23 protein-coding genes are annotated in these 26,161 nt (G+C 62.4%); 12 read left to right on the top strand and 11 right to left on the bottom strand.

From position 1 onward, the window contains the following. Positions 1 to 5: 5 nt before the first annotated feature. On the bottom strand, positions 6 to 1,259 hold the full coding sequence (locus tag BMZ10_RS04025) for an MFS transporter (protein WP_093458739.1): 1,254 nt from the start codon (positions 1,257 to 1,259) through the stop codon (positions 6 to 8). A 236-nt stretch (positions 1,260 to 1,495) separates the two neighbouring features. On the opposite strand from BMZ10_RS04025, the gene hemB reads away from it, so the two are divergent. Beyond that, the gene (hemB, locus tag BMZ10_RS04020) at positions 1,496 to 2,470 is read left to right on the top strand and encodes a porphobilinogen synthase (RefSeq protein ID WP_093458738.1); all 975 of its coding nucleotides are present in this window, start codon (positions 1,496 to 1,498) and stop codon (positions 2,468 to 2,470) included. A gap of 598 nt (positions 2,471 to 3,068) precedes the next feature. Here hemB and BMZ10_RS04015 read toward each other — a convergent pair. Then, on the bottom strand, positions 3,069 to 3,974 hold the full coding sequence (locus tag BMZ10_RS04015) for a LysR substrate-binding domain-containing protein (RefSeq protein ID WP_093458737.1): 906 nt from the start codon (positions 3,972 to 3,974) through the stop codon (positions 3,069 to 3,071). 229 nt (positions 3,975 to 4,203) lie between these two features. Between BMZ10_RS04015 and BMZ10_RS04010 the strand changes: the two genes are divergently transcribed. From BMZ10_RS04010 to BMZ10_RS03990, 5 genes are read left to right on the top strand one after another with little or no spacing between them, the layout of a single operon-like run. Further along, positions 4,204 to 5,064 (top strand): transporter substrate-binding domain-containing protein, encoded by an 861-nt coding sequence (locus BMZ10_RS04010; protein WP_256214339.1) that lies wholly within the window; start codon positions 4,204 to 4,206, stop codon positions 5,062 to 5,064. A gap of 12 nt (positions 5,065 to 5,076) precedes the next feature. Continuing rightward, a complete protein-coding gene (locus BMZ10_RS04005) occupies positions 5,077 to 5,739 on the top strand; it encodes an amino acid ABC transporter permease (protein WP_093458735.1) in 663 nt (220 codons plus the stop codon). 7 nt (positions 5,740 to 5,746) lie between these two features. Continuing rightward, positions 5,747 to 6,433, top strand: coding sequence for an amino acid ABC transporter permease (locus tag BMZ10_RS04000; RefSeq protein ID WP_093458734.1), 687 nt, complete (start codon positions 5,747 to 5,749; stop codon positions 6,431 to 6,433). A gap of 2 nt (positions 6,434 to 6,435) precedes the next feature. After that, positions 6,436 to 7,938, top strand: coding sequence for an argininosuccinate lyase (gene argH / locus BMZ10_RS03995; protein WP_093458733.1), 1,503 nt, complete (start codon positions 6,436 to 6,438; stop codon positions 7,936 to 7,938). Beyond that, positions 7,935 to 8,675: an amino acid ABC transporter ATP-binding protein gene (locus BMZ10_RS03990; protein WP_093458732.1), complete on the top strand. Its 741-nt coding sequence runs from the start codon at positions 7,935 to 7,937 to the stop codon at positions 8,673 to 8,675. The genes argH and BMZ10_RS03990 overlap by 4 nt, the downstream gene beginning before the upstream one ends. 37 nt (positions 8,676 to 8,712) lie before the next feature. On the opposite strand, the gene BMZ10_RS03985 is transcribed toward BMZ10_RS03990, so the two are convergent. The 6 genes from BMZ10_RS03985 to msrB form a co-directional block, all read right to left on the bottom strand. Next, a complete protein-coding gene (locus BMZ10_RS03985) occupies positions 8,713 to 9,666 on the bottom strand; it encodes a VTT domain-containing protein (protein ID WP_093458731.1) in 954 nt (317 codons plus the stop codon). A gap of 77 nt (positions 9,667 to 9,743) precedes the next feature. Continuing rightward, positions 9,744 to 11,180 carry a catalase gene (locus BMZ10_RS03980; protein WP_093458730.1) on the bottom strand — a complete coding sequence of 479 codons (1,437 nt, stop codon included), beginning with the start codon at positions 11,178 to 11,180 and terminating at the stop codon, positions 9,744 to 9,746. A 344-nt stretch (positions 11,181 to 11,524) separates the two neighbouring features. Continuing rightward, a complete protein-coding gene (locus BMZ10_RS03975) occupies positions 11,525 to 12,175 on the bottom strand; it encodes a hypothetical protein (RefSeq protein ID WP_093458729.1) in 651 nt (216 codons plus the stop codon). A 285-nt stretch (positions 12,176 to 12,460) separates the two neighbouring features. Continuing rightward, complete coding sequence (gene msrA / locus BMZ10_RS03970; RefSeq protein WP_093458728.1) at positions 12,461 to 13,198, bottom strand: peptide-methionine (S)-S-oxide reductase MsrA; 738 nt, start codon at positions 13,196 to 13,198, stop codon at positions 12,461 to 12,463. A 28-nt stretch (positions 13,199 to 13,226) separates the two neighbouring features. After that, a complete protein-coding gene (locus tag BMZ10_RS03965; protein WP_093458727.1) occupies positions 13,227 to 15,065 on the bottom strand; it encodes a cytochrome c biogenesis protein DipZ in 1,839 nt (612 codons plus the stop codon). 192 nt (positions 15,066 to 15,257) lie between these two features. Next, positions 15,258 to 15,776 (bottom strand): peptide-methionine (R)-S-oxide reductase MsrB, encoded by a 519-nt coding sequence (msrB, locus tag BMZ10_RS03960; protein ID WP_093458726.1) that lies wholly within the window; start codon positions 15,774 to 15,776, stop codon positions 15,258 to 15,260. A gap of 176 nt (positions 15,777 to 15,952) precedes the next feature. Here msrB and BMZ10_RS03955 point away from each other — a divergent pair, with 176 nt between their 5' ends. Continuing rightward, positions 15,953 to 16,681 carry a response regulator transcription factor gene (locus tag BMZ10_RS03955; RefSeq protein ID WP_093458725.1) on the top strand — a complete coding sequence of 243 codons (729 nt, stop codon included), beginning with the start codon at positions 15,953 to 15,955 and terminating at the stop codon, positions 16,679 to 16,681. Next, positions 16,678 to 18,183: an ATP-binding protein gene (locus BMZ10_RS03950; RefSeq protein WP_093458724.1), complete on the top strand. Its 1,506-nt coding sequence runs from the start codon at positions 16,678 to 16,680 to the stop codon at positions 18,181 to 18,183. The genes BMZ10_RS03955 and BMZ10_RS03950 overlap by 4 nt, the downstream gene beginning before the upstream one ends. A 20-nt stretch (positions 18,184 to 18,203) precedes the next feature. Here the strand turns inward: BMZ10_RS03950 and BMZ10_RS03945 are convergent, their stop codons facing one another. Then, positions 18,204 to 18,836, bottom strand: coding sequence for a response regulator (locus BMZ10_RS03945; RefSeq protein WP_093458723.1), 633 nt, complete (start codon positions 18,834 to 18,836; stop codon positions 18,204 to 18,206). A gap of 34 nt (positions 18,837 to 18,870) precedes the next feature. Next, positions 18,871 to 20,229 (bottom strand): cache domain-containing protein, encoded by a 1,359-nt coding sequence (locus BMZ10_RS03940; RefSeq protein WP_093458722.1) that lies wholly within the window; start codon positions 20,227 to 20,229, stop codon positions 18,871 to 18,873. A 282-nt stretch (positions 20,230 to 20,511) separates the two neighbouring features. Between BMZ10_RS03940 and BMZ10_RS03935 the strand changes: the two genes are divergently transcribed. The 4 genes from BMZ10_RS03935 (at position 20,512) to BMZ10_RS03920 (ending at position 24,477) form a co-directional block, all read left to right on the top strand. Next, complete coding sequence (locus BMZ10_RS03935) at positions 20,512 to 22,572, top strand: carbon starvation CstA family protein (RefSeq protein ID WP_093458721.1); 2,061 nt, start codon at positions 20,512 to 20,514, stop codon at positions 22,570 to 22,572. Beyond that, entirely contained in the window at positions 22,572 to 22,769 is a 198-nt protein-coding gene (locus tag BMZ10_RS03930; protein ID WP_093458720.1) for a YbdD/YjiX family protein, read from the top strand. Before BMZ10_RS03935 ends, BMZ10_RS03930 begins: the two co-directional genes overlap by 1 nt. 179 nt (positions 22,770 to 22,948) lie before the next feature. Next, a complete protein-coding gene (locus tag BMZ10_RS03925; RefSeq protein WP_093458719.1) occupies positions 22,949 to 23,884 on the top strand; it encodes a LysR family transcriptional regulator in 936 nt (311 codons plus the stop codon). Between the two features lie 119 nt (positions 23,885 to 24,003). After that, positions 24,004 to 24,477: a Dps family protein gene (locus BMZ10_RS03920; RefSeq protein ID WP_093458718.1), complete on the top strand. Its 474-nt coding sequence runs from the start codon at positions 24,004 to 24,006 to the stop codon at positions 24,475 to 24,477. A 97-nt stretch (positions 24,478 to 24,574) separates the two neighbouring features. On the opposite strand, the gene BMZ10_RS03915 is transcribed toward BMZ10_RS03920, so the two are convergent. Next, on the bottom strand, positions 24,575 to 26,005 hold the full coding sequence (locus tag BMZ10_RS03915) for a mechanosensitive ion channel family protein (protein WP_093458717.1): 1,431 nt from the start codon (positions 26,003 to 26,005) through the stop codon (positions 24,575 to 24,577). Positions 26,006 to 26,161: the final 156 nt, after the last annotated feature.

The following is a 26,161-nucleotide window of genomic DNA, read 5'->3' as shown; positions in this document are numbered from 1 at the left end:
CCGGCTCAGGTGCCGGTTTGTGCGGTCGGCGACAAGGATCGATTGCCCGCCAGGGTGTCTGCGGTTTCCGGGACGGCCAGCCAGACCAGCACAAAGGCCAGCGCCGCGATGGTCGCCAGTGTCAGGAACGCCGCGTCGTATCCGGCCTCTCGGATTACCAGCCCGGCAAGCCCGTTGCTCAACGCGGCGCCGAGGCCGAACACGGTGGAGATCGCCCCCAGACTGACGTTGAAACGGCCAGTGCCGCGCGTCAGGTCCTTCACCACCAGCGGCATCAGCGCTCCGAAAGCACCCGCGCCGATGCCGTCGAGCAATTGCACGCCTACCAGCCAGTACGGGTTGTCCGAGAGCACATAAAGTACGCCCCTGATCGGCAGAATGACGAACCCCGCCATCAACAGCGGCTTGCGCCCCCATTGATCGGCTTTGGCACCCACCAGCCAGGCGACCGGGACCATCACCAACTGCGCCGCGACGATGCAGGCCGAGGTCAAAGGCGTGGCCAGTCGCATGTCGATCTGCGAGAGTTTCTGGCTCACCAGCGGCAACATCGCGGCATTGGCCAGATGGAACAACCCGCAGCAGATGGCGAAGATCAGCAGTGGCCGATTGTGCATCAACGTAGCCAGAACGCTGGCCTGCTCATGATCGCGTTGTCGAGCCGGGTCGAAACCGCGTGCAACGTCGTGGTCGATGGCCTTGGCGTCGACGAAGCTGACCGCAACGATGCTCGCCAGCGCCATGAACGCCATCAGATAGAACACCGCAATCGGACCGAACAGCCACGACAGGCCCCCGGCCAGCAAGGCGGCACAGGCATTGCCCGCATGATTCCAGGTTTCATTGCGTCCGGTGCGGCGGGTAAAGGCTTTGGGGCCGGTGATCCCCAGTGAGATCGCGGCGATGGCCGGCGCGAACACGGAACCTGCGATGGCGCCCAATCCCTGGGTAATGGCGACCCAGGTGAAGCCTTCGATGAACGGCAGGACGAGGCAACTGGCGGTGACCAGCAGCGCCGCGACGATCACCACCAGTCGTTTGCGGCGGGTGCGGTCAATCAGCGCACCCGCTGGCGTCTGGGTCACCAAAGCGGCTATACCAGCGAGCGTCATGACCAGGCCGATGCTGGCCGGGTCCCATTTGTGCACCGCCAGCAGGTAGATCGCCAGATACGGACCCAAGCCGTCGCGCACGTCGGCGAGGAAGAAGTTCAGGCCGTCCAGTGAGCGGTTGTTGCGGTAATCGGAAGTGCTGTTCAAGGCCGGCCTCGCCAGACGGGTCGCGCAGCGACAGGGGTGTACTGCTCCCGATTAATGACCCGTGCGCGACAGGTTTCGTTCGATGGCGGTCGCCGGACTCTTGCACGTGCGGCAATTGTCTTAATCGCCTCGATATTTGAATCCGGCGCGAGGCAGGAATAAGCTTCGCGCCATTGATAGCGCCGCGACCTCGATCCGGTCCGGCGCTTTTCGCCAATCCTCGATCAGGAACTGCCATGTCCAGTCTGTTTCCCGCCGCTCGTCCACGCCGCCTGCGCAGCAATGAGAACTTCCGCGCGCTGTTTCAGGAAGCCGAATTCACCCTTAACGATCTGGTGCTGCCGATCTTCGTCGAGGAAGAGGTCGACGACTTCGTGCCGATCAACAGCATGCCTGGCGTGAGCCGCATTCCCGAGTCCAGACTGGCGCAGGAAGTCGAGCGCTATGCCCGCGCCGGGATCAAGTCGGTGATGACCTTCGGCGTGTCCCATCATCTGGACGCCACCGGCAGCGACACCTGGCAGGAAAACGGCCTGGTGTCGCGCATTTCGCGCACCATCAAGGACGCCGTGCCGGAAATGATCGTGATGTCCGACACCTGTTTTTGCGAATACACCGATCACGGCCATTGCGGCGTGATGCACGGTGCGCATGTCGATAACGACGCGACCATCGAGAACCTGGGCAAGCAGGCCGTCATGGCCGCGCGCGCCGGTGCCGACGTGATCGCACCTTCGGCCGCCATGGACGGTCAGGTCCGCGCCATTCGTGCGGCGCTGGACGCGGCAGGTTTCACCCAGACGCCGATCATGGCGTACTCGACCAAGTTCGCGTCGTCGTTGTATGGCCCGTTCCGTGAAGCAGGCGGCTCGGCGCTCAAGGGCGACCGCAAGAGCTATCAGATGAACCCGATGAACCGCCGCGAAGCCCTGCGCGAGTCGCTGCTGGACGAAGCCGAGGGCGCCGACGCGCTGATGGTCAAACCGGCCGGCGCCTATCTGGACATCATCCGCGACATCCGCGAAGCCTCGAACCTGCCACTGGCGGCGTATCAGGTCAGCGGCGAGTACGCGATGATCAAGTTTGCTGCCCAGGCCGGCGCCATCGACGAAGGCCGCGTCGTGCGCGAAAGCCTTGGCGCCATCAAACGCGCGGGCGCGGACCTGATTTTCACCTACTTTGCGATGGACTTGGCGTTGAGCGGGATTTGATCGGTGCGTGAGTGAAGGATATTCAGCGGCTGGAAATCCGCCTTCGAGCAAGCTCCCACAAGGTTCGTGCCCTAGTCCCGAAACCCGGGAACGCGACAAGTCCCTTGTAGGAGCGTGGCTTGCCCCGCGAATTGGCGCGCAGCGGCAGCAGAATCGGATGACGCGGTATGTCAGGCAGACCACCTGCCCAGGTTTTACGACGACTGCGTCGCCGATCGCCGGACAAGCCACGCTCCTGCTGGTAGTGCACAAGCCTTCGAGCAAGCCCGCTCCCGCAGATTTGTGCTCGACACAAACCCGGCAACGCTACAAATCCCCTGTAGGAGCGTGGCTTGCCCCGCGAACTGGCGCGCAGCGGCAGCAGAATCGGATGACGCAGTACATCAGGCAGACCACCTGCCCAGGTTCTACGACGACTGCGGCGCCGATCGCCGGACAAGCCACGCTCCTGCTGGTAGTGCATTAAGCCTTCACGAGCAAGCTCACGAAGCGGGCGGTACATCCGCCGGATATTCAATTGGAACTCCGTCTTCGCCAGCGGCCTCACTCCCACAGAAACATGTCCCTCGCTGGCGGACAGGTGTGGCTGTTTCGTCCACTATCCCTGCCAATCCTTGCTTGCCTCGGTGAGCATGGTCTCGATCAGGTCGCCAAACCGCTGGCTCAGCATGCTCTGAGGCCGGTCTTCCGGCAGCAGCAGGTAAGTCGAAAACCGGATCTGTGGCAGGAACGGCCGCGTTTCGATGCCCATGTGCCGATACTCCAGCGCCACCATCGGGCTGACGATGCTCACACCCAGCCCCAACGCCACCAATGAACACACGGTCGCTGCATAGGGCGTTTCCAGGTTCAGCTTGCGGTGTTCCTTGTCACCTGCGAACGCTCGGTCCACGCGGGTGCGTGAGCCATCGTTCAGGGACAGCGAGATAAACTCTTCGCCTTTCAGATCATCCGGTGTGACCGACTCCAGTTCGCTCAGCCGGTGTCCCTCGGGAAACACACAGACTCCCGGCACATCACAGATTTTCCGCGTACGCACCCCCGGCATGTCTTCGCCAACATAGGAGGCCAGGCCCACATGGCAGAACTGCGAGGCGGCCCAGTGGGCGACCATCGGCGAGTCGCTGGTGTGGATCGAAATGGCTGCTTCGGGATTTTCCTGACGGAAGCGCTGAATGACTTTCGGCAACACCGTCAGCGACAGCGAGGGCACTGCGGCGATGCGCAGTTGCCCTGTGCCGCCACGGCGAATGTTTTGCGCCGAATTTTCCAGGCTTTGCAAGCCGATGAACGCTCGCTCCACATCAGCGAACAGCGCCGCGCCTTCGTCAGTGGGCAAAAGCCGCCCGCTCACGCGCTCGAACAATTTGAAGCCGCTGGCGCGCTCCAGCTGGGCGATCAGGCGGCTGATATTAGGTTGTGACGTGTGCAGCGACTCAGCTGCAGCGGTCATCGAGCCGCTCAACATCACGGCGCGAAAGGCTTCGACTTGTTTGAAGTTCATGGAAGGCCATATCAATTTGGTATGGATGACCAATGTATTGTCATTTGTTGGCATGAGCCAGAGGCTTTATAACTGTTTTCGACATCGAAGATTCCGCGCAGACGGACGCGATGATCAAGCGCACCTCAAGCCGTGAGGCCGCGCTGTAAACCCGCTGCTCTCTGCCCTTGTAATCGTTGCGTGTCATCGCGTCGTGCGGTGCTGCGCTGGTTGGTAACCAGGAGGCAATATGTCGTTCTCATCCAGACTTTTTTCATTGAACGTAATGGGTCGCGCACTCGCGTTCTCATGTGTCTGCCTGGCAGGTGTGGCGCAGGTTCACGCGGTTGAGTTGCCGCCGGTCCCAGATGAAATCAAGGAAGCAGGGCAATTGCGCGCCGGGGTGCGTTGTGATCAGCCGCCCTATGGTTTTCAGAATGGCAACGGCGAATTCGCCGGTGTGGAAGTGGAGATGTCCAGGCAGATTGCGCTTTGGGCGCTGGGCTCCAAAGACAAGGTGACCTTCACCTGTGTCACCGCTGAAAACCGCGTCCCGCAACTGTTGGGGCGTAAAGTCGATTTCCTCATTGCGACCCTCGGCGTGACCCCGGAGCGCCAGCGCGTCATCGATTTCACCACGCCGTATCGCTGGGGCGCCAGTGACGTGGTGGTCAAGAAGGACAGCCCGATCAAGTCGATCAAGGACCTCAACGGCAAGACCCTCGCCACCCTCAAGGGCTCGGTGCAGGCCAAGTGGTTCGAGGACCACATGCCGGAGGTCAAGACGTTGCGCATGAACAGCGCGGCCGACGCCCTGCAGACGTTCCGTCAGGGTCGCGCCGACGCATACACCCATGATGCCGCGACGCTGGTGGTGGTCGCGGCCTTCGACAGCGACGCGCGTTTGATCAATGAGCCTTTCCAGATATCCGATGCGGCCATCGGCGTGCGCAAGAACGACGCACCATGGCGCGATTACCTCAGCGCCGCCGTGGCGAAGATGCATGAGGAAAAGCTGTTCGGCGGCTGGGTTCGCCAGTACGTCCCGGAAAACATTCAGCGCTACTACCTGAGCGTGTTCGAGCAAGCCAAACCCGCTGAAAAACTCTGACCGGGCGCTGTCATGGATTTCGATTTCAATTACCTGCTGGCGCAGTGGCCAGCGCTGCTCGACGGTGTCTTGATGACGCTGCGGGTGTCGCTGCTGGCCATTGCGTTCTCCTTGATCATCGGCATCCTCGGTGGTGCCGCCCGGGCGATGCGCATACCCGTGCTGGCGCAGATCGTGGCGCTGTATGTGGAACTGATCCGTAACACGCCGATTCTGGTGCAGCTGTTCTTCATCTTTTATGGCCTGCCGGCGGTAGGGCTCGAACTGTCGCTGTTCTGGTCCGGGGTGTTTTGCCTGTCGCTCTGGGCCGGGGCCTATCAAGTGGAGAATATGCGCGGCGGCCTGGCCACGGTCGAGCACAAGATGCGAGAAGCGAGCCTGGCCCTGAGTCTCAAGCCCCATCAGTACCTGTGTCTGGTGGCCTTGCCAATCGCCTTTCGGACCAGTTTGCCGTCCGTGCTCAATACCGCGATTTCGCTGCTGAAAAACTCGTCGTACCTGCAGGCCATTGGTCTTGCCGAGCTGACCTTCGTAGCGGTAGACCGGATTGCCACGGATTTTCGGGCGATCGAAATGTTCAGCGCCATCTGCGTGATGTACCTGGCGCTGGTGGCGATGCTGGCACTGTTGACCGGACGCCTCTCTGCCCACCTGCAACGGCCTTTCAGGCACTGAGGTCGCGATGAATTTTCTGATCGAAAACTGGGGATTCGTGCTCAAGGGCTTGTGGATGACCCTGCGCCTGGCGTTGGTGATCCTGCTGTTCACCACGCTCATCTCAGCGATCTTCGGCGTGCTGGCAACGCTGAAAAACCGCCTGTTGCGTCTGGTGATTCACGGCTACGTCGAGCTGTTCCGCTCGATCCCGCTGATCGTCAACGTGTTCTTCATCTTCTTCGGCGCGCCGATGCTGGGGCTTGACTTGAGCCCGTTCGCGGCGGTGGTCACCGGCCTTACGTTGTGGGGCAGTGCCAACGGCATCGAGATCGTTCGCGGAGGCCTTGAGTCAGTGTCCCGGCACCAATGGAAAAGCGCCTGGACCCTGGGTTTGCGCCCCTGGCAGATCTATCTGCACGTGATTGCGCCGCAGTCGATGAAGGCCATTCTGCCGGCCTATACGGGGCTGTTGACCATGCTGGTGCAGGCCACATCGCTGGGCGCCCTGGTGGGCGTCGGCGAGTTCCTCAAGGTCGGACAGATCATCGTCGAACGTTCCACCGTCATGACCGGCGTCAGCCCGGCATTCAGCGTCTACGGGCTGGTGCTGCTGGTGTACTTCGTCATCTGTTCATTGCTGAGCTGGCTCAGCCGTTATCTCGAACGTCGCCTGGGTCGTCCAGCGACGCGCGTAACTCGTCAAGGGGTTTGATCATGCAAGAATCCAAAGTCAGTCGTCGCTTGAAAGAAACCACCGCCCCTGAGGTCAACGAGTACATCTACCGGCCTCGTCTGGAAGGGTTCGCCGACGGTTTCATCAACCTGGGCAACGTCAACAAGGCGCACATCGTGATGCTCGCTGAGCAGGGGCTGATTCGCAACGAACACGCGGCGGCCCTGGCCAGGGGCGTGCTGGATATGGAAGCCGCAGGGCCGGGCGAAGTGACCCTGGACCCTTCTCGGGAAGACGCCTACTTCAACTATGAGGCCCACCTGATCGGGCAGATCGGCACCGATATCGGTGGCCGTCTGCACACCGGGCGCAGCCGTAACGACATCCTCGCCACCCTTGACCGGCTGCGGTGCCGGGAGGTGCTGATGAGCCTGATCGATGCGCTGATTCAGACCCGGCAGACAGCACTGAACAACGCCGAAGTGTTCGCTGAAGTGGTGATGCCGGGTTACACCCACTTACAGCCTGCGCAGCCGATCACGTATGGCTATTACCTGTCGGCGGTGGAGCAGGCGCTGGAGCGCGATTGCAAACGGCTGACGCAAACCCTGGAATCGATGAATCAGAGTCCGCTCGGCGCTGCTGCGTTTGCCGGCACGCCATTCGACATCGACCGCGCGCGCACTGCAGAACTGCTGGGCTTCGACGGTTATCTGGACAACGCACTGGACGCTGTCGGTTCGCGGGATTTCATCCTCGAAAGCCTGTCGCACTTGAGCCTGTTGTCGGTGTTCTGGAGCCGCGTGGCTCAGGACTACTTCGTCTGGAGCACCCACGAGTTCAGTCTGATCGATTTCCCGGACAGCGTGGCCGCGACCTCAAGCATCATGCCGCAAAAGAAAAATCCGACCGTGCTCGAGTACCTCAAAGGTCGCACCGGACATATCGTCGGTCTGCTGATGGCGGCAAGCGTCACGGTCAAGGGCAGCAATTTCTCTCATACAGGAGACGCCAATCGCGAAGGGACGAGAGGTTTCTGGGAGGCGGCCGAGGAGAGCCTGCGTTGTCTGAAGCTGCTGGAGCTGGTGCTGCGCACGGCGATCCCCAATGCTGACCTGGCGGTACGCCGTGCCGGTGAAGACTTCTCCACCGCGACCGGGCTTGCCGATCTGATCGTGCGGGAGGCCGATCTGTCGTTCCGCGAAGCGCATCATGTGGTGGGTGCCGCAGTACGCATGGCGATGGACGCGGGTCTGCCCGCGCACCGGATCGATACCGACATGGTCGACGCGTGCGCCATGGAGCAACTCGGTCACGCCTTGAATCTGCCTGCGTACAAGGTCCGCGAGTGCCTGGACCCGACCGCGAACGTGCAGTCGCGCGACTCGGCCGGCGGTCCTGCACTGTCGTCGCTGGGCCCGAGCCTGCTGCGAGCGAACGCCCGTCTGCAAGTGGAGCGTCAGGCCAACCAGGCACGACGCGATCGTCTGCGCGTCGCGCAGGAAAATCTGCAAGCCGCCACGCGCGCGCAGGCCGGTCTATGAAAAGCATGTTGACGGTGCGTGGACTGCACAAGCACTTCGGTGAAGTCGAAGTGGTCAAGGGCGTCGATCTGGAGGTGGCGCAGGGCGAGGTGGTGGTCATCATCGGCCCGAGTGGCTCGGGCAAATCGACCTTCATTCGCTGCCTGAACAGTCTGGAAGAGCCCTCGGCCGGCAGCGTGGTGGTGGACGGCGGCGACTCGGTAAGGGCCGATGATCGCAAGGCAATGGCGCGGTTGCGTGAAGACATCGGCATGGTGTTCCAGGATTACACCTTGTTTCCGCACATGACCGTCATGGCCAACATGATTCTGGCGCCGGTCAAGGTCAAAAAACAGACCAAGGCCGACGCCCAGGCCCATGCACTGGCGTTGCTCGATCGCGTCGGGCTGCGACACAAGGCTGAAGGCTACCCGAGCGAGTTGTCGGGCGGACAGCAACAGCGCGTCGCGATCGTCCGCGCGCTGGCGATGAAGCCGCGGTTGATGTTGTTCGATGAGCCGACCTCAGCGCTGGATCCTGAGACGGTGGGTGAGGTCCTGAACGTGATGAAAGGCCTGGCAGCCGAGGGCATGACCATGATTGTGGTGACCCATGAAATGGGGTTTGCCCGTGAGGTGGCGGACCGGGTGGTGTTTTTTGATGGCGGGAAGATCGTTGAAACAGGACCGCCAGCGCAGATATTTTCAGCGCCCGAACACCCACGCACACGGCAATTCCTGCAGAGCGTCCTGCATTGAACAACGTGTTCGATTGACCTGTGGAATGCAAACGTCGTCAGGCCGTGGCGGCTTTGCCCGGTGGATCGGACGCCGCGACCTGGGCTTCGCGCCATGCATCCAGGCCGCCGACCAGCGCTTTGCCGCGGGTCAGGCCGCGTGCGTGGAGCTTTTCCGCAAGGAGGGCGGCGGACAGTTCGTTCGGGCAGGCGCAATAAAACACCATGTCGACGTCATTGAGCTGATCGAGCCACGGCTCCAACGGTTCCTCCAGGCTGATGGACACAGCGCCGGGGATGCCTTCGACCACTGCCGTATGAAACCTGGGACGTACATCGATGATCACCGGCGCCTGGTCGGAGTCGCGCAGCGCCAGCAACTGTGGAACGGTGATACGAGGCACGCGGGCGGTGCGTGCCTGGAGGCGCCGGCGTTTCCAGTATTTCCAGGCGATGAAGACGCCGAGCAGACCCAGTACGGCGCCGATGGCGATCGGCAGGTAGCCGCTCAGCCAGTCCAGCAGCGGGATCAGCGCATCGCTGAACAGCATGCCGAGCAGCAGGGCAGAACCGGCCCAGATGAACGATCCCGCCAGTGAGTAGCGCATGAACACCGCAAACGGCGTGGCGTTCATGCCGGCGACCGTGGTGACCAGCGCGCCCGCGCCGGGCAGGAATTTGGACAGCAGCATCGCGCGCGGCCCGACCCGCTCGTAGACGTTCAGCCCCTGGCGAATGCACGTGTCCTGGGACAGGGATATCTTGCAGATGGATTTGAGCAGCACGCTGCCGTAACGCTTGCCCGCCCAGTACCACAGGGCGTCGGCGATCAGGCAGGCGAGCATCGCGACCAGTACGCCCGCGCCGAGCAACGGTTTGCTCTGCATGGCCAGCGCACCGGTGACGATGAGCGTCGGGTAGGCGGGCACCGGCAGGCCGATCTGTTCCAGCAACACGTTGACGAACACCAGCAACAGGCCGTGGCTTTCGTTCAACTGCTGGAGTTCATTCATGGCGCGCCACTCGACAAGAAAAAAGGGGTGTCAGTAACGTCGCCTGAACACCCCTTCCTGTCAACGCCGATTATCCGTCAGCCGAGTTTCTCGATGGCTGCCGCGACGCCCGCGCCATAGGCCGGATCAGCCTTGGTGCAGTTGTCGATGTGGCGTTGTTTGACCAGCGCTGAGGCACCGCTGATGGCCCGCGCCGTGTTGTCGAACAGCACTTGCTGCTGTTCGGCGGTCATCAGGCGGAACAGCGCGCGGGGCTGCGAATAGTAGTCGTCATCGTCTTTGCGGAAATCCCAGTTGGCCGCCGCGCCGTGCAGCTCCAGCGGCGGCTCGGAGAAGTCCGGTTGCTCGACCCATGCGCCCTTGCTGTTGGGCTCGTAGCCGATGGTGCCGCCAGCGTTGCTGTTGACCCGCATCTGGCCGTCGCGGTGGTAGCTGTTGACCGGGCATTGCGGCGCGTTGACCGGAATCTGATGATGGTTCACGCCCAGACGATAACGCTGCGCATCGCCATAGGAGAACAGGCGACCCTGGAGCATTTTGTCCGGCGAGAAACTGATGCCCGGCACCACGTTGGCCGGGTTGAACGCGGCCTGCTCGACATCGTGGAAGTAGTTATCCGGATTACGGTTCAGCTCCAGCGTGCCCACTTCGATCAGTGGATAGTCAGCGTGTGGCCAGACTTTGGTCAGGTCGAACGGGTGAACCTTGTACGTGCTGGCGTCGCTTTCCGGCATGATCTGGACGAACATTTTCCACTGCGGGAAATCGCCTTTCTCGATGCTTTCGTACAGGTCGCGCTGATGGGTTTCGCGATCGTCGGCGACCAGTGCTGCGGCTTCCTGATCGGTGAGGTTCTGAATCCCTTGCTGGGTTTTCAAGGTGAACTTGACCCAGAAACGCTGGTTGTCCGGGCTGATGAAGCTGAAGGTGTGGCTGCCGAAACCGTGCATGTGACGGTAGGATTTCGGCAAGCCGCGGTCACTCATGACCACCGTCACCTGGTGCAAGGCTTCCGGCAGCGAGCTCCAGAAATCCCAGTTGTTATCGGCGCTGCGCATGTTGGTGCGCGGGTCGCGTTTGATCGCGTGGTTCAGGTCCGGGAATTTCAGCGGGTCGCGAAGGAAAAACACCGGCGTGTTGTTGCCCACCAGGTCCCAGTTGCCTTGTTCGGTGTAGAACTTGATGGCGAAGCCACGGATATCGCGCTCGGCATCCGCGGCGCCACGCTCACCGGCCACGGTGGAGAAGCGGATGAAGATGTCGGTCTTCTTGCCGATCTCGGAGAACAGCCGCGCTTTGGTGTAGCGGCTGATGTCGTGAGTCACGGTAAAGGTACCGAACGCGCCCGAACCCTTGGCGTGCATGCGACGCTCCGGGATCACTTCGCGGTCGAAGTGGGCGAGTTTTTCCAGCAGCCAGACGTCCTGCAGCATCAGCGGGCCGCGTGGGCCGGCCGATTGCGAGTTCTGGTTGTCGACGACGGGTGCACCCGCCACTGTTGTGAGTTTGTTCATGCTCAGGCTCCGGTTTGGGACAGTCAGTCTCAAGGGTTCAACGGTATTGTTATTGGACGCTCGTGCGCCTTCTTGCTGTAAACGCCGAGGCGCGGCTGGCTGCCAGAGGCGTGTGCCAGAGCGCTGCAAGCCGACGATCGAGCGTCTTTTTAACGCAAATGGATGGCCTTTTGAATAAGGCAATGCCAATTGCGTGAATTGACAGTGCAGTCGTCCTTGAATACGGGAGCATCATGACGGGCGGATGACCGTATCCCTGGAGCGCGGCGATGTGCGCGCTGATGGGGTAAAAAAAGCGCCCGGACCGGGCGCCAAAGGGAGGAGAGGTCTGCATGTCGAAGGACTCAAAAACGGTAGCTCTCTGCTGCGCTGATGCCCATCAGGCCAGGGCTCTGGGCCCAGACCTCCATGGTCGAAAAGTAACTGTTGGGACGGGTGGGCTGGCGGCATTCACTGGTAAACGAGGCACCTGTGGGAATGTCCAGCTTGATCTTGCAGACCAGTTGGTTGGCCCGGTACAGCACTTCGCTGACCAGATTGGCCGTGGCGTAATCCCCCGCGTCTACCGCACGGTCCATGAAACGCTGCGTGCGCTCCACCAACCCGGTGAGTTGCTGGGACAACTGATGAATCTCCTGAAAACATTCACGAAAGCCGGCTGCCTGTTCCGCTTCTTGCAAAGTGGCGGCGAGGAAGACCTGTTGCGCCGAAGCACCGCTGAGGCTCTCGACCCGGCCCTGCAGGAACGTCACGAATTGCTGGGTCGCCAGGTCCAGGCCTTTGAACAGTTCCTTGATGGCCTGGTAGTTCAACTTGCGCAAGCGCCAGCGTACCTCGCGGGCAAAGCCGCACACTTGCTGGGTCGTGCCCAGGTGTTCATTGAGCAAGGCGACGAACTGTGCCCGTTCCTCACCGTGCAGCGTGGTGTACAGGCCATGGGCATCACTGGCGAATTCGGCGTTGAGCGCGGATCTGGGGGCGAGTTCGGCAAACATGGTGAATCTCCTCACGTGTTCTGCGACGAGCCTGTCCGATACGGTCTGTATCCCACAGCTAAGAGAGGTCCGGCCTGCATGACAGGGATGTGAGAAGGATATTCGCGAGCACCGGGGGCGTCACTTGTACCTTGGTACCGGCGCCCGATACGTAGGTGTTCGCCACTCATACTTTGGTTTAGAAGGCGTGGATCAGTCGCTGTCGAGGGCTCAAGCACGGCCCTCACGACCTGAACCGTCAGCGGCAGCGAGGGAGACCAGGCTGCCGCCGATGGGTCGATAGTGTTATTGCGAGGTCTTCAACAGCACCGGCTGCTCGGCGTACCGATCAGCGAACAGCGTCTTGAGCTGGTTCACCTTCGGCAGGTCGTTGATGACGATGTACGGGTAGGTCGGGTGGGTGGTGAGGAAGTTCTGATGATAATCCTCGGCAGGGTAGAAACCGTTGTAGCGCTCGATCCTGGTCACGATGGGCGCGTTGAATGACTTGGCGGCGTCGAGCTGTGCAATGTAGGCCTGAGCCACGGCCTGTTGTTCAGGGCTCTGCGGGAATATCGCCGATCGGTATTGAGTGCCATGGTCGGGGCCCTGGCGATTGAGCTCGGTAGGGTTGTGCGCCACCGAGAAGAAGATCTGCAGGAGTTTGCCGTAACTGACCTGCGCCGGATCGAAGGTGATCTCCACTGATTCGGCATGCCCGGTATCGCCCTCGCTGACGCGCTCGTATTGTGCGGTATCGGCCTGTCCGCCGGTGTAGCCGGAGACGACGCGGGAGACCCCCTGAACATGCTGGAACACGCCCTGGACACCCCAGAAACAGCCGCCGGCGAGCACCGCCTTCTCGCTGTGCGTGGTGCTGACGACTTCATCCTGCTGCGGCGGCGCGATGCTCACGGCGTCTTCGTTGCCGGCAAACGAGCAGGCGGCGGTCTGTAGCAGCAAGGCACCTGCCAACAGGCGCAAGCCATGGCGCCGCACGCTCGGCAGCGTTGAACGGAAGCGGTGGATGGGTGATGTTTTCATGTCTGACACTCCTGACGCGAGACGGAACTCAACCGAACGTGAAGGCGTAAGCAGAGACGCCCGGATCGCTGAATTCGATGGTGAAGGTGTGATCGGCGATGTCGCCGGGTTGACGCAGCAGTTGATACAGGCGCTGTTCGGTCACCGTGCCGCTCCCGTCCGGCGCAACGTCGGTGCCGTGGGCTTCGGCAGGCGCCTTGCCATCGACCGAAACCTTGAAGCGCAGCGGCTTGCCGTCACTGCCCGGGCCCAGCACCAGGTGCAGGTCGCGGGCGTGGAAGCGGTAGCTGATCTTGCCGCCCGGTGCGGCGAGACTGATCCGCTCGGCGCCGATGTTCCACTGTCCTTCCAGGCCCCAACTGTTCAGGGCCAGCGTGGGCGGGGTGGTGTAGCTCAAGGGCTGGTCATGCCGGGCGCCGCCCTGGGACACGAAGTTTTCGGCGCGATCGTAGCCCAGGTATGTTTCCGGCGATTTGACGTCACCCATGTCCGCCGCCTGTTGCACACCCTGGCCGCTGGCGTCGATCAGATCAGTGCTGATCTGCGTCTGGCCGGCTTCGCGCAGCAGGGTCTGAATCACCCGCTCGGATTCGTCATACGCGCCTTCACCAAAATGGTGATACCGGATCTGGCCCTTGGCATCGGCAAAATAGTGAGCGGGCCAGTACTGGTTATCGAACGCCCGCCAGATGGCATAGTCGTTGTCGACAGCGACCGGATAGTCGATGCCCAGATCAGCCATGGCTTTGGTCACGTTTTTCACGTCACGCTCGAAAGCGAACTCCGGCGCGTGCACGCCGATCACCACCAGGCCCTGATCACGGTACTTGTCGGCCCACGCCTTGACGTAGGGCAGGCTGCGCAGGCAGTTGATGCAGGAGTAGGTCCAGAAATCCACCAACACCACTTTTCCCTTGAGCTGCGCGGCGGTCAGCGGCGCGCTGTTCAACCATTGCACGGCGCCGTCGAGCGCAGGCAGTTGGCCTTCCACCGGCAGGCGTGGGGCGGTGTTCTTCGCCGCCATCATCATGGCGCCGGACGCCTGCATGCCGGGGCTGTCCGGACCCGCATCGCCAGGGCCGTCACCGCCCGGAACGTTCTGCGCCATCATCGCGCCGCCTTCGGCGAGGTTCCTCGGGTGGGAATCCCCGGACAGTCTCCCCACCAGCGCTTGCTCCAGTCCACCGGTGGAGGCCGTGGAAATCTTTGTCAGCACGCCGGTATCAAGGCCCAGCGCGATGGCGGCAACGCCGGCGAGCATCGCGGCGCCCAGGCCTCGACGAATCCATTCACCCGCACCCAGCGAGCGCTTCATGGCGGCAAACACTTTGCCGCCCACCAACAAGGCGAGGGCCAGCGAAGTGGCGGCACCGGCGGCGTAGGCCAACAGCAGAATCGTCGTTCCGATGCTTGCGCCCTGGAGCGCCGCGCCGGTCAGGACCAGACCCAGAATCGGCCCGGCACAGGGCGCCCACAGCAGGCCGGTGGCCACGCCGATCATGAACGAGGCCCAGACGCTCGGCCCGGCACCCGTCGAGGCAGTTTCGGTCAGGCGACTGCCCGCCGCCACCAGCGGTCGGGTCAGGCGCTCAGCCAGCCTGGGCAGCAGCAAGGTGAGGCCGAACAGCGCCACGAAAATCAGCGCCAGGCCGCGGCCGTACTGGTTGAGCTGGACGACCCAGCCACCGCCGACCGCCGCCAGGGTCGCCACCAGCGCGAAGGTGACGGCCATGCCGACCAGCAACGGCAAGCCGCTGCGCACGAACGGCTGGCCGGTGCGTGCAAAGACAAACGGCAGAACCGGGAGGATGCACGGGCTGACGATGGTCAGCACGCCGCCGAGGTAGGCGAGGATGATCAGGAGCATGGTTTTATTCCGTTCAGATAAATGCAGTTCGATAGCAACGCAAGACGTTGTAGGAGCGTGGCTTGTCCGGAAATCGGCGACTAAGTCGTCACGCATTCAGATAACGCGTTGTCCCAGACACACCGCACGCACCGGGTTTGCTGCCGGTCCCCGGCAGATCGCGGGACAAGCCACGCTCCTACACATCGGTTGTCATGTTGTTTGCTCGGCAAAACTCATCGCCAGGCCATTCATGCAGTAGCGCAGTCCTGTGGGCTTCGGGCCGTCGGTGAATACGTGGCCCAGATGCCCACCACAGCGTCGGCAGTGAACCTCCTTGCGCAGGACGCCGAACGAGGTGTCGGTGCGGATGGCGGTGGCGTTGTCCAGCGGCGCCCAGAAGCTCGGCCATCCGGTGTGACTGTCGAATTTGGTGGTCGACGAAAACAACGGCAGCTGGCAACCGGCGCAGGCGAAGGTGCCACTGCGGTGCTCTTCGTTCAGCGGGCTGCTGTAGGGCCTTTCGGTGGCCTCGCGGCGCAGCACCTGAAACTGATCGTCGCTGAGCAGCGCGTGCCACTCATCGTCAGTGTGACTGACTTCAAAGCTGCCGATCGGGGCGTCTGGTGCGACAAGGGCCTGGCCATCGGCGAATTTGGGCAGCATGCCGAGGGCAATCGCCGCCACACCCGCGCCGCCGCTCAGCACCATGAATTGTCTTCTTGAAAGCATGACATGACTCCTCTGCTCAGCCGATTACGAGCGGCCTGTTGCGATGAGCCAAGGTTAGGGGCGGTCTGTTCCCGGAATCCTCACCGAGAGTTAAACAATTCGTGGTAACTGCGCGGCGTCGAAATCGGCACAATGGGACATCGCGCGATCGATGCGCCTGTTAGGTTTTACTTTCCATGGAACAGCCCAAACGCATTCTGGTGGTCGAGGACGACAGTCATATTGCCGACCTGATCTGCCTGCACCTGCGCGACGAACATTTCGACGTCGTGCACAGCGCTGACGGCGAAAAAGGCCTGCGTCTGCTCGAACAAGGCGGCTGGGACGCATTGATTCTCGACCTGATGCTGCCAGGGGTGGATGGCCTTGAAATCTGTCGTCGGGCGCGGGCCATGACGCGCTACACGCCGATCATCATCACCAGCGCGCGCTCCAGCGAAATGCACCGGATTCTGGGCCTTGAGCTGGGCGCCGACGATTATCTGGCCAAGCCGTTCTCGATGATGGAGCTGGTCGCCAGGGTCAAGGCGCTGCTGCGCCGGGTCGACGCCATGGCGCGCAACCTGAAGATGGACGCTGGCAGCCTGTCCAGCGCGGGTCTGTTCATCGACCCGTTGACCCGCGAGGCGTCGCTGGAAGGCCGCGTCCTGGACCTCACGCCCCGGGAGTTCGACCTGCTGTACTTCTTCGCTCGGCAACCGGGCAAGGTGTTTTCACGCCTGGACCTGCTCAATTCGGTGTGGGGCTACAACCACGAAGGCTATGAGCACACCGTCAATACCCACATCAACCGCCTGCGGGCGAAGATCGAAGCGGATCCGGCGCAGCCGCTGCGCATCCTCACGGTCTGGGGGCGCGGCTATAAATTCGCCGAGCCTGGCGACACGTTGGGAGAGGCGCTGTGAACATGACCTTGACCCAACGCCTGTCGCTGGTGTTCGCGCTGCTGTTGCTGGTCTGCTGCGGCACCTCTGTCTGGCTGCAGGTGCGCTCGAGCAAGATGCATGAGCTGGAAGTGGTGCAGGGCCTGTCCCGGGATCTGGCGCAGCATATCGCCCGTGACACCCAACTGATGGACGCCAACGGCCTGAAGCCGGACGCCGTGCGCGAGTTGTTCAGTCAGTTGATGCGGGTCAATCCCAGTGTCGAGGTGTACCTTCTGGACGATGCGGGGCGCATTGTCGGTGATGCCGCGCCCAGAGACCGCGTGCTGCGCGACCGTGTGGATCTGGCGCCTGTACGCCGGTTGCTGGCCGGTGATCCGCTGCCGGTCCTCGGCGATGACCCGCGCAGCATGACCGCCCGAAAGGTCTTCAGCGCCGCGCCGTTGATGGTGATGGGCAAGCCCGCCGGCTTTCTCTACGTGGTGCTGCTGGGCGAAGCCCATGACCGCTTGGTCGAGCGAGGCGCCACCAGCGAAGCCCTGAGCACAGCGCTGTGGGCGATCGGTCTGATCGCCTTGCTGTGCCTGCTGGCCGGCCTCGCGGCGTTTGGCTGGATCACCCGCCCGCTGCGCCGTCTGACCAATTCGGTGAGCGGGTTCGACATCAATGCTGCGCCGGTGGCGCCCCCTGAGAAAGATACCGAACGCGCACCGCAGTGCCACGACGAGATTGCCGTGCTGGATGCGACGTTCAAGCAGATGCAGAGCCGGCTGAGCGAGCAGTGGCAGACCTTGACCCGGCAGAGCCAGGATCGCCGCGAACTGGTCGCGAACATTTCCCACGACTTGCGCACGCCGCTGGCGTCGCTGCATGGCTATCTGGAAGTGTTGTCGGTCAAGGACGCCAGCCTCAGTGCCGAAGAGCGCCGTCGTTATCTGGGGATCGCGCTTGATCAGAGCCGCAAGGTGGGCGGGCTGGCGCAATCGCTGCTCGAACTGGTGCGCCTGGAGCACGGTTTCGTCGTGCCGGTGATCGAAGGGTTTTCATTGACCGATCTGGTGCAGGACATCTTCGAGAAATTCGAACTGGCGGCCGAAGCCCGTTCGCTGACGCTGACGCCACACTTCGCGCCGTCGACGCCCGGTGTTCATGCCGATCTCGGGCTGATCGAACGCGTGCTCACCAACCTGCTCGACAACGCCGTGCGTCACACCCCGCAAGGGGGCGAGGTGAGCGTGTCGCTGCTGCCCCGGGGCAACTTCGTCGACGTGATTGTCAGCGACACCGGGCCGGGGATTGCCGCCGAACTGCGCGAAAGCCTGTTCCTGCGGCCCTTCAACATCGGCGGGGCGCGTCGCGATGGCGGCCTGGGGTTACGTATCGTCCACCAGATCCTGCAGTTGCACGGGCATCGCATCGAGCTGATCGACGTCCCCGGCCGAGGCGCCACGTTCAGGTTCGCCTTGCCGGTGGATCAGGACACCGCGGAAAAGGCATTGCGTCAGGGTGAACACCACCCGTGACCCGGCAATAACGCGATGGATCACGGCAACAGCAGCCCATGCTCCATCGCGTACTTCACCAGGCCCGCCGGTTTGTCGACCTTGAGCTTGCGGCGAATGCTCAGCCGGTGGGTTTCGACCGTCCGGACGCTGATGGCCAGGTCGCGCGCGAGGGTCTTGTTGTCCAGGCCTTTGGCGAGCCCGACCAGCACTTGCACCTCGCGCGGGGTCAGTTCGTTTTCTTCGGTTTTCTTCGACACCAGCTTCAGGGTCACCTCGGCGCTGTAGAACGTGCCGCCTGTGGCGATCGCTTCGATGGCGGCGACGATTTCCCGCGACGGGGCGTTCTTGAGCACGTAACCGCTGGCGCCGGCACGTATCGACGTCGCGACGTATTCCTGATTGTCGTACATGCTCAAGATCAGAATCTTGATGGCCGGGCAGCGCTGGCGAATCAGCTGGGTCAGTTCCAGGCCGTTCATGTCTTGCAGGCCGATGTCGACCAGCAGAATGTGCGGTTTGACGTCCTCGCACATCGTCAGTGCCTGAGCGGCGTTCTCCGCTTCACCCACCACTTCGAACAGCGGCCGGGTCGAGAGCAGGGCGCGCACGCCGTCGCGAACCAGAGAGTGGTCGTCGACCAGGGCGATGCGGATGGACGGGCTGGCGCTCATGATCGGAACGGGCTTCCTGTGTGGAGGGATGGAATCATGCGGCTGCGCTGACGGGCATGGTCACGGTCAATTCGCTGTGCCCCGGTGCGGAATACAGGTTCAGCTGGCCATGGAAGTGCTCGACGCGCTCGCGAATATTACGCAACCCGATGCCGCCTTGTATCTCCTGCAAATGGCCGACATCGGCGTTGAAGCCGACACCGTCATCGCGCACCGTCAGTTGCACCTGACGTTTATTGCCCTGCAGGTCGATGTAGACGTTCTGCGCCTGGGCGTGGCGCTCGACATTGGTCAACGCCTCCTGAAGGATGCGGAAGAGGGCGACCGGCGCCCCTTCGGCCAGCTTCAGGTTGCTCAGGTCGTGGGTGTAGTGGATGTTCAGGCCGCTCTGCTGCTCGAACTCGGAGACCAGTTGCGTCACGGCCGCCGCCAGCCCCAAGGTGTCGAGCAGCGAGGGGCGCAGGTCATGGGAAATGGTGCGGATTTCACCGATCGCCTGACCCAGCCGCTCGGTCCCCTGACGCAGGGTCTCGAGGCCGCGCTGGTCGTTGCCTTCCAGTTGCAGCCCGGCCAGCTCGAACTGAAACTTGATCGACACCAGCACCTGGCTGATGCCGTCGTGCAGCTCGCGAGACAGCCGGGAGCGCTCTTCTTCCTGCAGGTTCATGATCCGTTGGTTGAGCATCTGCAGCTTGCGGTCGGCGAGGCGATGCTCGCTGGCGTTGAGGGTGACGCCGCAGATGAAGACCAGCAGCACGGCGATCAGCGCCACGGCGCCGATGTCGAGCATGGTCGCGTAGATGCCCCGCGCGACCTCCTTGCGCGCCTGTTGGGTGGCGCGTTCGACGTCTTCCAGATAAATGCCGGTGCCGAGCATCCAGCCCCAGCGATCGAGCATGACCACGTGGGCGAGCTTGTCGGTGACTTGGCCGGTGGACGGCTTTTCCCAGGCGTAATGCTGAAAGCCGTCGCCGGATTCAGCGCTCTGCAGCAGGGCGCGAATCACCAGCAGGCCCTGCGGGTCGGTCATGTTCCACAGGTCCTTGCCCACCAGCGCGGCCTGGCGCGGGTGCATCAGGTTGCGGCCGTTCTGGTCGTAGACGAAGAAGTAGCCGTCGATGCCGAAGCTCAGTTTCGACAGTTCCTCGAGGACCTTCTGCTGGGTCTGCTCGTCGTTGCGGCCGCTGTCGTAAAGGGGCGCCAGCGCGCTCATGGCCATTTCGACGTAGTTTTTCAGCTCGGCACGTTTGCTCGCCAGGATGCTGTCTTCGATCAGCTGCGCCTGTTGTTCGCCCAGGCGCTGGTTCTGCACGATCACCAAGGCGCAGATCACCGACACGGCAAGGATCAGCGGCAACAGGCCGAGGGCGACGATTTTGTGTTTCAGCTGCATGGTGGGGGACGTCCGGCGGGGCGGGGTGTTGTGGGCAGTATTAGACACGCAATGGCTGACGCTGGACACCCGTGGCAGGCTTGCTTGCGAAAGCGGTGGTGCAGATCGCGGAAGATTCTGTCGTCCAGGCTTTTGGCCATCTACGTAAAACTACGCAGTTGATCCCGTAGTAGTACGAATTTCTCTTGCTGACAACTGCGTGGATAGTGGCGACGCTCCGTTACCCCGGACCGAACAATAACAATTACGCCACAAGCCATGAGCTTGGGCAGGAGACCCACAATGACCCGACTGACCAAACATCTGGGTTGGTTCGCCGTCGCTGCCCTCGGGGCATGCGCCTTGGGTGTCGTCGCGCTGCGCCGCGGTGAAGCCATCAACGCACTCTGGATTGTCGTCGCCGCCGTTGCCATTTATCTGGTTGCGTACCGCTACTACAGCCTGTTCATCGCCAATCACGTCATGCAACTCGATCCGACCCGGGCGACCCCCGCGGTGATCAACAATGACGGACTGGACTACGTTCCCACCAACAAACACATCCTCTTCGGTCACCACTTTGCCGCTATCGCCGGTGCAGGCCCGCTGGTCGGTCCCGTTCTGGCCGCGCAGATGGGCTACCTGCCCGGCACACTCTGGCTGATCGCCGGTGTGGTGCTGGCCGGCGCGGTACAGGACTTCATGATCCTGTTCCTGTCCACCCGCCGGAACGGCCGGTCGCTGGGCGACATGGTCCGCGAAGAAATGGGCCGCATCCCCGGCACCATCGCACTGTTCGGCTGCTTCCTGATCATGATCATCATCCTCGCGGTGCTGGCGCTGATCGTGGTCAAGGCCCTGGCCGAAAGCCCGTGGGGCATGTTCACCGTGCTGGCGACGATCCCGATTGCGATGTTCATGGGCGTGTACATGCGCTACATCCGCCCGGGCCGGATCGGTGAAATCTCCATCATTGGCGTGGTGCTGTTGCTGCTGTCGATCTGGGCCGGTGGCCAAGTGGCGGCCAGCCCCGAGTGGGCCCATGCCTTCACCTTCACCGGCGTGCAGATCACCTGGATGCTGGTCGGTTATGGTTTCGTGGCTGCCATGCTGCCGGTCTGGCTGCTGCTGGCACCCCGTGACTACCTGTCTACGTTCCTGAAGATCGGCACCATCGTCGCGCTGGCGATCGGCATTCTGATCCTCGCCCCTGAGTTGAAAATGCCGGCCCTGACCCAGTTCACCGACGGCACTGGCCCGGTCTGGAAAGGTGCGCTTTTCCCGTTCCTGTTCATCACCATTGCCTGTGGCGCGGTGTCGGGCTTCCATGCCCTGATCTCTTCGGGCACCACGCCTAAACTGCTGGATAACGAGAAGAACGCTCGTTACATCGGTTACGGCGGCATGCTGATGGAATCGTTCGTGGCAATCATGGCCATGGTCGCTGCCTCGGTGATCGACCCGGGCGTTTATTTCGCCATGAACAGCCCTGCGGCTGTGGTGGGTGGCGACGTGGTGACTGCCGCGCAGACCATTACCTCGTGGGGCTTTGCCATCACCCCCGATGCGTTGACCGCAGTGGCAAAGGACATCGGCGAAAATACCGTACTGGCCCGTGCCGGTGGTGCGCCGACGCTGGCTGTGGGCATCGCGCAGATCCTGCACCAGGTCCTGCCGGGTCAGAACACCATGGCGTTCTGGTACCACTTCGCAATCCTGTTCGAAGCGCTGTTCATCCTGACTGCCGTAGACGCCGGCACCCGCGCCGGTCGTTTCATGCTGCAGGACTTGCTCGGCAGCTTCGTCCCCGCGCTGAAACGCACCGAATCCTGGACTGCCAACGTGATTGGCACCGGTGGTTGCGTCGCGTTGTGGGGTTATCTGCTGTACCAGGGCGTGATCGATCCGCTGGGTGGCATCAACACCTTGTGGCCGCTGTTCGGCATTTCCAACCAGATGCTCGCCGGGATCGCGTTGATGCTGGCCACGGTGGTGCTGATCAAGATGAAGCGCCAGCAGTACGCCTGGGTCACCATCCTGCCCGCGTCGTGGCTGCTGATCTGCACCGTGACCGCCGGTTTCATCAAGCTGTTCGACCCAAGCCCCGCCGTTGGTTTCCTGGCACTGGCGAAGAAGTACAGTGCGGCGGCCGAGGCTGGCCAGATTCTGGCGCCGGCGAAAACCGTCGAGCAGATGCAGCACGTGATCTTCAACGCCTATACCAACGCAGCGTTGACCACACTGTTCCTGTTCGTGGTGCTGAGCATCCTGTTCTATGCGATCAAGGTGGGTCGCGCGGCGTGGGTCAAGAAAGAGCGCAGCGATAAGGAAGCACCGTTTCAGGCGATGCCGGAAGCGCGCTGATGTTCAACGACCTCAGCCGTCTCGGCAAATACCTCGGGCAGGCGGCCCGCCTGATGGTGGGCATGCCTGACTACGACAATTATGTCGAGCACATGCACAAGACCCACCCGGACCAGCCGGTGATGAGTTACGAAGCGTTCTTCCGCGAAAGGCAGGACGCCCGTTACGGCGGCAAGGCCGGGCCCAAATGCTGTTGAGTGCCCAGGCCCCGGCCGGGTAAACCAGACGCGCCACGATCTCGATCCTGGCGCGTTTTTTTATGCCCCCGTCGTCCGCACGGTCACCGCGCAGTGACATCAACAGTGTTTTGAAGCTTTGACTTTCAGCGTCGGGATTTGCAAAGATGACGACCGTAATTAAAAGCGGGATTTCGGTCATGCATCACACTGACCTGCGGCACATCAATCTCAATCTGCTGCTGATTTTCGAAGCCTTGATGAAGGCCCGCAGCGTCAGTGTCGCGGCGCAAAACATGTTCCTCGGGCAGCCTGCGGTGAGCGCGGCACTGGCGCGTCTGCGGGAGTTGTTCAACGACCCGCTGTTCGAGCGGTCCGGGCGATTCATGGAACCCACCCCCAGGGCACGGGAGATTGCCTTGCTGCTTGGCCCCGCGCTGGAGTCCATTGCCATGGCGGTCAGGCAGCCGGCCGAGTTCGACCCGGCGTGCAGCGACCGGGTGTTTCACATCGGTCTGGCCGATGACGTCGAGTTCGCGCTGCTGCCGCGCCTGCTCAGGCAGCTTCGTCTGGAGGCGCCCGGCATTGTGTTGGTGGTGCGCAGGGCCAACTATTTGCAGATGCCTGGATTGCTCGGCGCGGGCGAGATCACCGTGGGCGTCGGCTACACCACCGAACTGCCGGGCAGCGTCCGGCGGCAGGCGCTGCGCACGAGTCGCGTCGTGCTGTTGCGCGGCGACGGCGGGACGCAGCCGCTGGATCTGGATGAGTTCTGCGCGCGTCCCCATGCACTGGTGTCGTTCGCCGGTGGCACGGTCGGTTTTGTCGACGACGCCTTGCGGCGGCTGGGGCGCGAGCGCAAGGTGGTGTTGGCGGTTCCACAATTCAACAGCCTCAGCGAGCTGTTGGAGGGCACTGACCTCATCGTTGCCGTGCCGGATTACGCCGCCACCGTGCTGGCGGCGCGGGGAGGGTTGAGCGTTCAGGCGCTGCCGATTGCCCTTGAGCCATTGCCGGTGCACATGGTCTGGAGTCAGGCCCGTGACAACGATCCGGCCGAACGCTGGTTGCGTTCACGGCTGCAGGTTTTTCTCGGCGAGGAGGGCGTGCAGCTGCCCTCTGTCAGCAGCACCTGACTTCAATCCGGTCATAGCCGCTGTCGATGGTTGCGATTGCCATGGCTGATTTCCGCTGCCCCGATGCGCTCCCTACAATGGACGCATCACGAGAAATCAAGCGACCAAGGGAGCAAGTCATGGCTATCGAAATCGGTATCAACGAACAGGATCGCGGGCAAATTGTAGAGGGATTGTCGCGGCTGATCTCTGACACCTACGTGCTGTATCTCAAGACCCACAACTTCCACTGGAACGTCACCGGTCCGATGTTCCGCACGCTGCACCTGTTGTTCGAAGAGCAATACACGGAGCTGGCCACAGCGGTTGACGCCATCGCCGAACGCATCCGCGCACTGGGTTTCCCGGCGCCCGGCACCTACTCGACCTATGCTCGCCTGTCGTCGATCAAAGAGGAGCCGGGCGTGCCGGCGGCTGATGACATGATCCGCCAGCTGGTCGAAGGCCAGGAAGCGGTGGTCCGCACCGCACGAGGCATGTTCCCGCTGCTGGAAAAAGTCAGTGATGAGCCTACGGCGGACCTGCTGACCCAACGCATGCAGGTCCACGAAAAAGCCGCCTGGATGCTGCGCTCGCTGCTAGAAGGCAACTGATACACGGCCCGCACACGCCCCCGATCCTCTGCGGATCGGGGGCGTTTTTATTTATGGCAGTAACGTTGTACCAGCGACGACGTACCCGCGGGCGCGATCAGCGTTTCTGCAGCCAGCCGAGGAAATTGCTCTTCTTGACCGCCACCGGCTTGCGCAGCAGGACGTGTTGAGTGTTCTGCTGGCGGACGGCTTGAAGTTTATTCAGTGCGGTGGTGATTTCCACGCGCTTCTCCATCGCCTGACGCGTGGCGGCCTTGTCGATGCGGTAGATGACGCACGAGGTCAGGGCCACGAAACGGCCTTCTGATGGGGTGTCGCCGAGTATGCTCTGTTCGCCCATGACCTCACCGGGCCCCATGCGGCCGGCTTCGACCAGATTCGCGCCGTCCTTCACGCCGGCCGACACCACGCCGGTCGCGATCACGAACAGGCCGTCGGTCACCTCGCCCAGTTCGATGATGGTCTGCCCGGCGGCGTATTCGCGGGACACCATGCTTTTGGCGAGCTGATCTTTTTCTTCTGCGCTGCTGGTGCGAAAAATCTTCACCTCATCGAGCAGTGCCCTCTGGCGCGACACCGGTTCGGCGGCGGTCTCCGACTGCCAGGAAATCCCTGCCGCTTCCAGATGCCGGTACGCCAGATCGAACAGCAGGTTGCGCACGTCGCTTTTGTTGTTGAGGTCGCTGATGAAACCGGTGACGGCGTATTCGATCGTGGTCGGGCTGGTGTCCTTGACCACCGCCCGCGGCTTCGGCGTCTGCAGCAGAGCGCTGCAGCCCTGCAGCGCACGCTCCAGCGCATCGAGCACCCGGCGGGGGCGGATATGAGGCGACATCATGATGGTGATCGACACACCATGAATATGGACCGGTCGGCTCAAATTGACGATCTTCGCCTTCGCCGCCACCGAGTTGGGAATCACCACCATGGTGCCGACGCCGGTCAGCAAATGCGTGGCGCGCCAGTCGATGTCCATGACTTTGCCTTCCATGCCGTCGATGGAGATCGAGTCATCGACCTGATACGGCTTGGTGGTGTTGAGGATAATGCCGGAGAACACGTCGCTGAGCGTGCTCTGCAACGCCAGACCGACGATGATCGCCATGGCACCGGACGTGGCGAGCAGGCCCTTGACCGGGAGTTGCAGCACGTAACCGGCGGCCGCGACAATGGCGATGAGGAAGATCACCGCGCCGATCACTTCCTGCAGCAGCCGTCCGCTGTGGCCGACGCGGCTGGTCAGCAGCACGCCGAGGACGACAGTGAGCGTACGTGCGGCGTACATCCACCAGACAATCGCGAGCGCCGTGGCGCCGAATTGCAACGCGCTGTCCTGCGGCCAGGCAGGCGCCTCCAGCGGACTCACCCCGGCGTTGATGATCACCAGGCTGTAGGCGACAAATGCGCCGAGGCGCACCGCGATACGCAGCAGCCGGTTTCGGTCGGCGAGCAACTGCCAGGCGAGCACGTCGGCCAGTAACAGAAGCAGACTCCAGGCCAGCGAATAATGAGGGGCAACGGTAGACATTGGGGTTATCCGCTTGAGAATGACAGGTCGCGTGGGCTCGCGCGGATGTTAGGCAGGGGCCGGGCGGATGTCTATAACCGGTGGCGCGCGCCTTGGGCGGCCGGCGTTCGCCACGGGCTGCCCCTAGCCACCGCAGCGTGCCATTTCCGCCAAAAC

The organism is Pseudomonas sp. NFR16, assembly GCF_900108875.1.
Taxonomy (GTDB): domain Bacteria; phylum Pseudomonadota; class Gammaproteobacteria; order Pseudomonadales; family Pseudomonadaceae; genus Aquipseudomonas.
Note: the sequence above shows the minus strand (reverse complement) of the source record. Positions and strands in the feature narration are given on the sequence as shown.